This window comes from Waltera acetigignens (genome assembly GCF_025567015.1).
GTDB classification, from domain to species: Bacteria; Bacillota; Clostridia; order Lachnospirales; family Lachnospiraceae; genus Acetatifactor; species Acetatifactor acetigignens.
The window spans coordinates 1-9,418 of sequence record NZ_JAOQJO010000035.1; the positions used below are offsets into that span (position 1 = coordinate 1).

Sequence of the window (9,418 nt, forward strand, 5' to 3'; positions counted from 1 at the left end):
GCGTTCTCTGTGGCAGACAGTGGTTTTACGGTGGATATGGCGGCATTGGATAGAAGGCTGACGCCCCAACCGCATGATAACATGTATTCGGATATGTATGAGTACAGTTTCAGAAAAGTATTATGATTATGAAAAGTAATTATACACAAGGAGAATGAACAGATGGTAAAAACTCGCACAGTAGAAATGCAAACGCAGCTTGTAGGGTATGAGTTTAAGAAAAAAGGTTTACCCACTGATAAAAATATAGCAGTAGAAAACAGTAAAGTTTCCAATGATTATTTCTGGAAAACCAATAAATATACGGATCAGGATGTGTTTGGAAGAACACTGGATCTGACGGCACTTATCAATAAGCCGGATGGATATTTAAAGGGAAATTTATCGGATACGGAAGATGTGGATTATTACAAATTCAATATTACAGAGTACCGGGCATTAAGTTTCGCGAAGGATACCTATAATAAGGATATTACGATCACTTTAGATCATATACCGGAAGGCTGTGATTATGAGATGGTTTTGTATGATGAGGAAGGCAATCAGGTCGGCATTGGGAAAGAGAATGGAAACGGCGGTCTTAGTATTACCATACCGAACTGGAATTCGGACAACAGAGGTTATACCGTGAAGGTACAGGCAAAGAACGGTTCGACGGTAAACCCGGATGCCGAATATCATCTTTCCTTCCAGACAACGCAGGCGGATAAAAGCCATGGAGCTTATCAGGAAATGGCAGAGGTTCAGAAGTATGAAGGGACAGTCAGGAAGCAGATGCAGGAAGGCTTAACCGATACTGAGGAAACGCGTGCAATTAAGGAAATCCGGCAGAAGTACAAAGCCTATTATACAGAGCAGATGGAGAAACTGCATCAGAAACAGGCAGAAGATGTTATGCAGGGTGGGGCAGTGCCGGATGATGAGCAGATTCATAATTTACTGGAAAAAAAAGCAGCAGGAGGAGAACTGACGGAACAGGAAAATGCTCTTTTAAATATCTTTTGTACTGCAGCAGAGCTGGATCGTGCGAATGCAAGTGCAAAAATGAATACCACAGTAAAAGATAGGATATCTGCTGATCTGCAGGAAGCGGGAATTGATATTTCAGATTCCACGTTTTCCATAAAAATTGGGGCGGATGGTCAGGTAAGTGTGGACGGTATTCAGGATCATGCAATGAAACAGAAGATAGAGAATGTTCTGTCAAAGTATTCGGATGAGCTGATGGATATTTATTTTTGCACGGATTCAAAAATACAGGAGTTGTCAGATAAAGAAAAATATCTGTTGCAAGCTGCGGTGGATGTGGGAAAATTTTTATATAAGGCATCTGGCGGCAGCGTATCGCTTGGAGACCTCTCCGTAGAAAATACAGCGATACATGGTCTGCCGAAAACACTGGATGATCTGTTGAATAATCCAGGCGATAACCTGACCTATCAGGATTATGCAAGCGATATCCGGGAAATTTTAGCATATAACCGGACACAGCACAAAGATATTATGTCCGGGTTGAATGTACAGTTTGTCATAGCAGACGGTACATTTCAGATAAAAGATTAAAGTTTATAATGGAGTATTCAATAAAACCCAAGTGATTGGGAGGGAGAATCATGAGAATAGAGAATGGTTACTTACAACAAAGTATGTTATGCAGTAAAAATAATAGAAATGCAGTAGGAAATTTTTCTGATACAATGAATAAAGCCCAAGAGTGTATAAGTAATAAGATTAGCACAAGGGATTCCTATGTAAACAGTACAGATTATAGTAACTTTGGAATTTATACAAAAAATAGCATATCTCAAGATGTTGAATTACCAATAGAAACAGAAAGATATAAAATCGAAGATGCTACATATGTAAATGGAGTAGCAGCATATGAGATTGTAGATAAGCAGGCAGGAAAAGATTTTTATATAAGAGAAGATCAATTAGCAATTCAAAGAGATGAGAAAACAGGAATGGAGTTCCTGATTAATATGGATCAGCCATTTTCGTATAATGTAACCATGACAAGTGAACTGAAAAATCTTTTGAATGATTTGTCTGACAAAAGAAATATTGATATAAAGGAAATACCGCTACAGGGGGGATTGGTAGTAAACCGTGATTCAAAGACAGGGTTAAATTATTTGTCGATAAAAGGAAATGAGGCACAAGGAGTTTCGGTAATCATAACATCCGATAAAGATATAGAAACGCTGAATAAATTAGCCGATGAATTTCAAAAATATCCGGTAAGTTCGCAACGGTCTACGGCAGGATTATATGCTTTACTTGAGATATCAGGAAATCTGAAACGCGAAAAAGATGGTTTTACATTTTTGACTCCTAATGGAATTACATATATTCCGTATGATGGTGATTTCAGCAAAGCATGGGAAATTGATATGCCGGGTTCCTGTTATGCTACTGCCAGAAAATGTTTGGCGGCAGAAAATGATTGTGCAGACATAAGTGCATGGACAAAAAATTTGAAAGGAATAAAGATATATTATGGTGATAATTATGGCGCCACTCAGGAAAATAATGTATATAAAGTTGATGATTTAGGCAGATATTATATGTTTGCATAAGATATATATACAAGTATGAAACTATAAAAATATAGTATGTTTTATGTGGTAAAAATATTGTATTTATGAGACTTTTGGTATTTCATAAATACCTAAGAAAAAATAAAGTAGAGGAGAGTGTATATTATGAATATTGATTACAGTCAGTTTTACAGAGGAACAACGAATATTCCCTCATATGGGAATGGTACATATAAGAAAGACACCCTTGTAAAGTATGAATTTAACACTACAGATGAACATGGCAATAAGATTATGGACAAGATGTCAAGGGAAGAAACCCTGCAGGCGATGAAGGACATCGGTTCGCAGTATGGAGATGCGGTTATTGTTGAATTTTCGGGAGATGGAATGGCTGCACTTGTGGAAAACAAGAAAGGTATAGTGGATGCCAATGTAACACAGGAGCAGCGGGAATCAATGGAGGCGAGAAATGCAGCGTTCCAAAAAGAAATTACGCAGGATGATAACTCACTAGAACTTCCGGCATATTCCGGAATGTATGGTGCAGACAAGGCGGTTGCATCTGCGGTAGAGAACTGCAGCAAAGAGGAACAGGGATTTGTGTATGATATCATCCGTCAGAATTTCCTTGTCGGAAATACTGGCTCTATGACAGAGGAAGAACGGCAGGCAAATATTTCACTTGGTATGAAAAAAGCGGAATATGCGGCAGAGAATTTTATCTCGGAAGATAGCAGAAAATCATTTTTGGAAGCAATGGAGTCTATCGCAAAGCTTGCGAGCGCAGGAAAAGCTGACAATAACGGAAATATGGACTATGGAGTAGGGAAAGGTACATATCTTGGACATGGCAGCAATCTTGTAAAGACTACAAATGCGCTTGATATGATGAGGACGATGGACGGCAGTGCATACACGGAATATCAGAAGATTAGTAAAGAAAGCAGCAATGAGGACAGACAGCTTAATGCATTAAAATACCTTACAAATTGGTATGAAGGGGCAGTGAAAAAGAATCCTTCGATGGTTGATAATTACGAAAAGCAGTCGGAGGAATATGTGGAGAAAAATGTAAAAGATCAGAAGCTGGATGCAACTTTTTCAGATATAAAGACAGAGAATAAAGCGGCTTTTTTTGAAAGTCTGAAAGTGTTCCAGAATAATAATCCTAATTTTCTCTCATCTATCATAAATCGGGAGCTGGCATCTAAATTTTGGAGCATTTGATAAACGTAGATTGGAAAAGTTATAATTGCTCGGAAAATGGAAGATAACAACAATAAAGTGTAGAGTGTGCCTTTCACATAGGGACACTTGTTACAAGCAATATTGTAAATGATACAAGTGGAGATTAAGGCACAAATATGATAAAAAAAATATATTTCAGAAATGTTGACTTCTTTAATTGAGGAGTATCGTTTTAATAAAAATACTCTTTCAAAATATTTAGAAATAACTGAAGAAACAATAGATGGAGTAGTAATGGGCAATGTGGAATGTTTGCTAGATGATCCTGCATTGCGTCTTAAAATACTTAGTAAAGCAGGATTTCTGTATTTTGGAGCGATTGAAGATAAGGATAGGCAATTAAGCGGTTTTTTGGAAGTGCTTGTTTCCTATCATGGCATATCCAAGCTAACGATAGCAAAAATGGCTGGTGTTGAGGAAAATGATATTGACAGGCTTTTAGCCAATCCACCAGAAAAAGATGAAATCGAAGTAAAATATAAAATTGCTGTGACGGTTATGGAATTGCGATTTTGGCTAAAAGATTGTGAATCACCGATATAATCGGGATTTGTGAGTAGAGGGCACTTATGAAAAATAAAAGTATCAATCAAGTTTCCATAATAAATGGTGAAGATGGTCCCACAAGTGTTTTTATATTTGGAGAAGCTCAAAAGCAATCTCTAAAGATTAGAATCCGAAATGCTATCTATCAATCCAGACGAAAAAGGATAGAAAAGAGAATAGCGGTCAACCCGCATACCCTTGCGGAAGTGGTGCAATACGCAAAGGATCATTATGATTTAGTGGAAATCAATCCTGCCGCAACAAATTGGATAGAACGACAGAAAAATCTAAAAGCTAGTTTGATTATGCAGCATAAACCAGAACTTTTGGGCCAAAGGAAGGATATTCCAAAACCAGATTTTCATAATGAAGAATCTGTTAAAAATTTTTTGAATGAAATGGAAATTAGAAATAAATTGATTGACCAAATGCCTGATAATGTAATTCCCATGGATTTTCATTTATATGAAATAAAAATTGGTGAGGATTTAATGGAAATAGAGGTAGATTATACCTGGAATATATTTGGAATATCTTACTCTGGAAATAAGTCGGTCATAAAAAGGTTTAAGAAAATAGCCAGAGATTTATATTGTTATTATGGTGTCAGTGAGGAGGATATAAAGAACCGGACAAAAAGATATTCTTCACTGGTAACGGAATTGAGTTCATAATTCAGAATTTTAAATAGAAGTAGGATTTCTGTATTTTGGAGCGATTGAAGATAAGGATAAGCAATTAAGCGGTTTTTTGGAAGTGCTTGTTTCCTATCATGGCATATCCAAGCTAACGATAGCAAAAATGGCTGATGTTGAGGAACAGGATATTGACAGGCTTTTAGCCAATCCGCCAGAAAAAGTTGAAATCGAAGTAAAATATAAAATTGCTGTGACTGTTATGGAACTGCGATTTTGGCTAAAGGATTGTGAGTTACCTGTATAATTGTGAGGGCGCTTAACGGTGAAATTTATTTCTTGGAGATTTATGACGATATATACCATATAACATTGAGTTAATTCTAAACGGATTTTGAATTTATTTACAAGGAGGTTTTTATATGGCAATGAATATCAGCGGATTAGGTAACACGTATAATGGCATCAATACAAATAGCAAACAATATAAGGCTTTGAAAGAAAAAGGCTGGTTATCTGGTATTATGCAAAATGAAGCCATGATGTCACCAGAAGAAAGAATGATATATGAAACATTCGGTGGAAGAGATACCATTATTAAGAATCTGATGAAGCAATTTGATTCAGAAGGTGATTTGCTGAATGCAAATGGAGTGGCAGGAATGGATGTTACCGGCAAAGGTACATCGTGGCAGCAACTCACAAGTGTATCTGAGGAATATCGTCAAAAGATGTTTGATAATGTGAAGAAGGAATTTATTCAGGAAAATGGTCTTTCAAATGGTGATACAACGAAGCGTTCAGATATTTTCAAAGATTATCAGTTAAGTGTAAGCAAAGACAAACGGCTAAGTGGCACATGGACTTTAGAGCAATACGAAGGACAGTATAGAGCCGCTATGTATGCAGCAGTGAAATCAGCTAATCCAAATTGGAAACCGGGACAAAAGTTTGATACAAGCATTCTTGATAATGTCACAAGAGAATCAGTGGAATCTACTCTTGTCAAAAATGGTAATAGGTTAGTTCGCAATTCTATTGATGTATCAGTATAAAATTAGGAGATTTAGATAATAACACAAGGGAAGAAGTTGAAAACTTTTCAAAAACTTCTGGTAACTCTTTGAAATACATATCATATCAATAGATACGATAATATAAATTATGTTTGTATTTGTTGATAACAGGTTTATATTGGAAAAATTGTAAATTTATTTTCTATGTGAATTTTCATTTTTGTAGGGCTGGCATTAGACCAGCCCTTGATTTCATTATAATAGATAAAAAGATATTGAATATATATGCACGGTAAAAAGACGATTCTCAATAAATGAGATTGGAAAAATTAACCTTAGTGCTGTTGAAAAAATCACCATAGTTCTAATGAATCTTCTGCATCTACCCATATCTGCATTGTTTCATCAAGATATAATTTTGCATATTCAAGCGGTTTATCAATGGCAAGTGCGTTCAATGCACAGTCTGATCCGGGTGTGGTTTTTAAATCCTTTTCGGTTTCCCAACAGTCAATGCGGAGCATATAACCAGCAGAAGTATAAATATCAATGCTGTTTCTGTGTGGATTGTATTCTGCAAATATTGTTCTCATCGTATAGAATCTCCTTATCATTCAATCAGTCATTTGTTACAAAAATCAGAAGCATTTCAATCAGTTCACCATGTCACTTTTATTTTGTGTTATACTGTTTTATAGATTTTTCTTGCCCTTGTATTTGCCCTTATCAGAGTTCGTAAACGCTGACGGGACGATATAACACAAGGGAAACAATAAGGGAAAGCTCACCTGCGATAAATCCAGTGTTTTCAAGGGTTTGCAGAGAATTTAATAACAAAATATAACAGTTATTAAATTCCCTAAAACAGGTGAAATCTCAATCGGAATTTTGGGAGGTATATGGAAATGAATAAGGAACAGCTATACGCAGCACAAACAGCAATGATTGAATGGTTATCTGACTCTCATGAATTAGGAAAAAAGCCTTTCAAAATTGAATGTGCAGGTGAATTTGATTTTAATGAAATGCATTATTACATTTTTAAATTCAAAGCGTCGTTGCTTGGTAAATGGCTTGTTGGCGTTTGTGGTGGTTTTGAAGATGATGATTTAGAACCATGCGGACATATTTTCAGCAATATGCAAGAATATAATGAAACTACTGCTAAAAATGAGTGTATTACAATGGTTGAAAATATTATGGCATACTGGAAAGAACAAGCCGCCAAATATAATAACCAATAATACAAATCGGGATTTGTAAAGGAGATATACAACATGAAGAAAGTCTGCTTAGCGGTTTTGCCAGCTTTAACAATAGTGTTAGAATTATTACCCTTGGGAGCAGTTTGTATTTTTGCAACATCTCCAACAGAAAGAGTAAAAGAAACATTCTCATACTTTAGCCTTACACCGTTTGGCTATGCAAATTTTGCTCCACTTATTACAGCCACACTTACTGTTGCCATCTTCTTACTTTCATTGTTTTCATTGAAGAAGAAAGGTGTTCTCAAAGCATTGTTTGTCCTTTCCATTATTACGGTAGTTATTTCTCTTTTGCCATTGATGTATGGCTTAAACTACTATACCCTTGTAGGAGCCTTTATAACAGTAACACTTGTAATAGAAAGTATTTTGGCTAAGATACAACAAAAGTAAAGCGATAACTTCCAGCTTGTAGAGCTGGAAATTGTCAAATATGAGGGAATTATGACCAAAGGAGATATGTGGAATAAGTTCTTTTCCAAGGACAAGCCATATGGAAGCAACCTTTCGTAGATAGTAAAATCAAAAGTGAAAGGAAATGAATAAAATGAACTATGTAACATTGAACAATGGTGTTAAAATGCCCATGATTGGCTTTGGAGTATTTGAAATTCCAAAGGAAGAAACCGCAAGATGTGTTTATGAAGCATTGGAAGTAGGATATAGACTTATAGATACCGCACAGGCGTATTATAACGAAGAAGAAACTGGTGACGGGATTCGGCAGGCAATACAAAAACTTGGTATCAATCGAGAGGATATATTTCTTACTACAAAGGTTTGGGTGACAGAATTTGGGTATGAAAAAACCAAAGCATCTATTGAAGAATCGTTGAAGAAGTTAAAAACTGACTATATAGATTTAGTGTTGATTCATCAATGTTTGTCTGATTATTATGGTGCGTATCATGCATTGGAAGATTTGTATGACGAGGGAAAAATTCGTGCCATGGTATTTCTAATTTTTCTGCTGAGCGTATGGCAGATATTTCTGCTTTCAATCGCATTGTACCAGCGGTAAATCAGGTGGAAACGCACATGTTCTGGCAACAGTATTATTTGCACGATTGGATGGAAAAATACAATATTCAGCATGAAGCATGGGGACCATTGGCACAACACAGGCTGAAAGAGATTATAGAAAATCCAATCGTGAAGGAGATTGCTGAAAATTATGGAAAAACACCTGCTCAAATTGCACTCCGTCAGCAAGTACAGAGAGGAATTGTTGTTATACCTAAGAGTACACATAAGGACAGAATGAAGCAGAATCTGGATGTTTTTGATTTTGAACTGACCGAAGATGAAATGACACGACTAAAGCAGTTAGACGAAAACAAGTCTATGTGGGCGGAATATGATGATCCAATGATTGTGCAATACGCAATGTCGGAAGAATAAAATTCAGTTTTGTAGAGATGATAGAATAATTATTTTGGAATAAAAAGGTAGGAAGCACCATAGAAGTAATACAATTATGGTCAAAAGGATAAATTATTGATATAATATAGGTAGCCATAAAGATCATAATCCACCACATTTTCATGCAGAATATAATGGAAATAAAGCGATTGTAGATATTATCGAAGCAAGAGTAATAAAAGGGGCTTTCCCATCCAGGCAGTTAAAACTCATATTAGCATGGTGTGTGATACATCAGGATGAACTGATGCAAAACTGGGAGCTGTCCAAAGATGGACTTCCGCTTAATAGGATTAATCCATTAGTGTAGGAGGCAGATATGTTTTATGATATTGTGCAGGTAATTCCTAATGAAGACTATACCGTATATGTATATTTTGAAGATGGAAAGATTGTATGCTATGATGCTAAAACGTTATTGAAAAAGAAAGTTTTTGAACCATTGAAAGATATTAATTTTTTTATGAATGCATGCACCATTTTGAATGGGACATTGGCATGGGATGTTACTGGAACCAGAGATTGCACTAAGTGTCTGGATATAGATCCAGAGATGTTGTATGGGTTGGAAAATGTAAGTGAAAAGATTGCATAAGTATTGCCTGTCTTGTTATTATATTTGTATACGGAATTATAATGAAAGGGTCGCCATTACAGCTTATACGTAAACGTCAAATCCTGCGCCTTGGCTAATTGATCTTTTTGTGCCACACTCTAAATGACACGAAAAAACTATTAGTTTT

12 protein-coding genes and 1 pseudogene are annotated in these 9,418 nt (G+C 36.0%); 12 read left to right on the plus strand and 1 reads right to left on the minus strand.

All coding sequences use genetic code 11. The features are described 5' to 3' along the window. Positions 1–162 precede the first annotated feature (162 nt). The 7 genes from OCV96_RS19085 (at position 163) to OCV96_RS19115 (ending at position 6,027) form a co-directional block, all read left to right on the plus strand. Positions 163–1,563, plus strand: a complete 1,401-nt coding sequence (locus OCV96_RS19085; RefSeq protein ID WP_055233317.1) for a hypothetical protein — start codon at positions 163–165, stop codon at positions 1,561–1,563. Between the two features lie 50 nt (positions 1,564–1,613). Then, positions 1,614–2,579, plus strand: coding sequence for a hypothetical protein (locus OCV96_RS19090; protein WP_055307290.1), 966 nt, complete (start codon positions 1,614–1,616; stop codon positions 2,577–2,579). A gap of 126 nt (positions 2,580–2,705) precedes the next feature. Continuing rightward, on the plus strand, positions 2,706–3,770 hold the full coding sequence (locus OCV96_RS19095; RefSeq protein WP_055233315.1) for a hypothetical protein: 1,065 nt from the start codon (positions 2,706–2,708) through the stop codon (positions 3,768–3,770). Between the two features lie 162 nt (positions 3,771–3,932). Beyond that, positions 3,933–4,334, plus strand: coding sequence for an HTH domain-containing protein (locus OCV96_RS19100; RefSeq protein ID WP_055306319.1), 402 nt, complete (start codon positions 3,933–3,935; stop codon positions 4,332–4,334). A gap of 26 nt (positions 4,335–4,360) precedes the next feature. Beyond that, the gene (locus OCV96_RS19105) at positions 4,361–5,011 is read left to right on the plus strand and encodes a hypothetical protein (protein ID WP_006859199.1); all 651 of its coding nucleotides are present in this window, start codon (positions 4,361–4,363) and stop codon (positions 5,009–5,011) included. Positions 5,012–5,039: 28 nt separating this feature from the next. Beyond that, positions 5,040–5,279: an HTH domain-containing protein gene (locus OCV96_RS19465; protein ID WP_306769671.1), complete on the plus strand. Its 240-nt coding sequence runs from the start codon at positions 5,040–5,042 to the stop codon at positions 5,277–5,279. Between the two features lie 121 nt (positions 5,280–5,400). Then, positions 5,401–6,027 carry a DUF3879 family protein gene (locus OCV96_RS19115; RefSeq protein ID WP_055233322.1) on the plus strand — a complete coding sequence of 209 codons (627 nt, stop codon included), beginning with the start codon at positions 5,401–5,403 and terminating at the stop codon, positions 6,025–6,027. 314 nt (positions 6,028–6,341) lie between these two features. Here the strand turns inward: OCV96_RS19115 and OCV96_RS19120 are convergent, their stop codons facing one another. Then, the gene (locus OCV96_RS19120) at positions 6,342–6,581 is read right to left on the minus strand and encodes a DUF6061 family protein (protein WP_055233313.1); all 240 of its coding nucleotides are present in this window, start codon (positions 6,579–6,581) and stop codon (positions 6,342–6,344) included. A gap of 312 nt (positions 6,582–6,893) precedes the next feature. Here OCV96_RS19120 and OCV96_RS19125 point away from each other — a divergent pair, with 312 nt between their 5' ends. The 5 genes and pseudogenes from OCV96_RS19125 (at position 6,894) to OCV96_RS19145 (ending at position 9,270) form a co-directional block, all read left to right on the plus strand. Next, a complete protein-coding gene (locus OCV96_RS19125) occupies positions 6,894–7,232 on the plus strand; it encodes a hypothetical protein (RefSeq protein ID WP_262595201.1) in 339 nt (112 codons plus the stop codon). A 33-nt stretch (positions 7,233–7,265) separates the two neighbouring features. Beyond that, positions 7,266–7,646 carry a hypothetical protein gene (locus tag OCV96_RS19130; protein WP_117998218.1) on the plus strand — a complete coding sequence of 127 codons (381 nt, stop codon included), beginning with the start codon at positions 7,266–7,268 and terminating at the stop codon, positions 7,644–7,646. Between the two features lie 193 nt (positions 7,647–7,839). Beyond that, positions 7,840–8,654: pseudogene (locus tag OCV96_RS19135) on the plus strand (aldo/keto reductase). A gap of 106 nt (positions 8,655–8,760) precedes the next feature. Then, the gene (locus OCV96_RS19690) at positions 8,761–8,985 is read left to right on the plus strand and encodes a DUF4160 domain-containing protein (protein ID WP_262595203.1); all 225 of its coding nucleotides are present in this window, start codon (positions 8,761–8,763) and stop codon (positions 8,983–8,985) included. Between the two features lie 9 nt (positions 8,986–8,994). Beyond that, complete coding sequence (locus tag OCV96_RS19145) at positions 8,995–9,270, plus strand: DUF2442 domain-containing protein (RefSeq protein ID WP_262595202.1); 276 nt, start codon at positions 8,995–8,997, stop codon at positions 9,268–9,270. Positions 9,271–9,418: the final 148 nt, after the last annotated feature.

Coding starts and splice junctions, on each gene's coding strand:
- OCV96_RS19120 (WP_055233313.1), bottom strand. CDS start 6,581: ATGAGAACAATATTTGCAGAATACAATCCACACAGAAACAGCATTGAT.
- OCV96_RS19105 (WP_006859199.1), top strand. CDS start 4,361: ATGAAAAATAAAAGTATCAATCAAGTTTCCATAATAAATGGTGAAGAT.
- OCV96_RS19125 (WP_262595201.1), top strand. CDS start 6,894: ATGAATAAGGAACAGCTATACGCAGCACAAACAGCAATGATTGAATGG.
- OCV96_RS19095 (WP_055233315.1), top strand. CDS start 2,706: ATGAATATTGATTACAGTCAGTTTTACAGAGGAACAACGAATATTCCC.
- OCV96_RS19090 (WP_055307290.1), top strand. CDS start 1,614: ATGAGAATAGAGAATGGTTACTTACAACAAAGTATGTTATGCAGTAAA.
- OCV96_RS19115 (WP_055233322.1), top strand. CDS start 5,401: ATGAATATCAGCGGATTAGGTAACACGTATAATGGCATCAATACAAAT.
- OCV96_RS19130 (WP_117998218.1), top strand. CDS start 7,266: ATGAAGAAAGTCTGCTTAGCGGTTTTGCCAGCTTTAACAATAGTGTTA.
- OCV96_RS19145 (WP_262595202.1), top strand. CDS start 8,995: ATGTTTTATGATATTGTGCAGGTAATTCCTAATGAAGACTATACCGTA.
- OCV96_RS19100 (WP_055306319.1), top strand. CDS start 3,933: ATGTTGACTTCTTTAATTGAGGAGTATCGTTTTAATAAAAATACTCTT.
- OCV96_RS19085 (WP_055233317.1), top strand. CDS start 163: ATGGTAAAAACTCGCACAGTAGAAATGCAAACGCAGCTTGTAGGGTAT.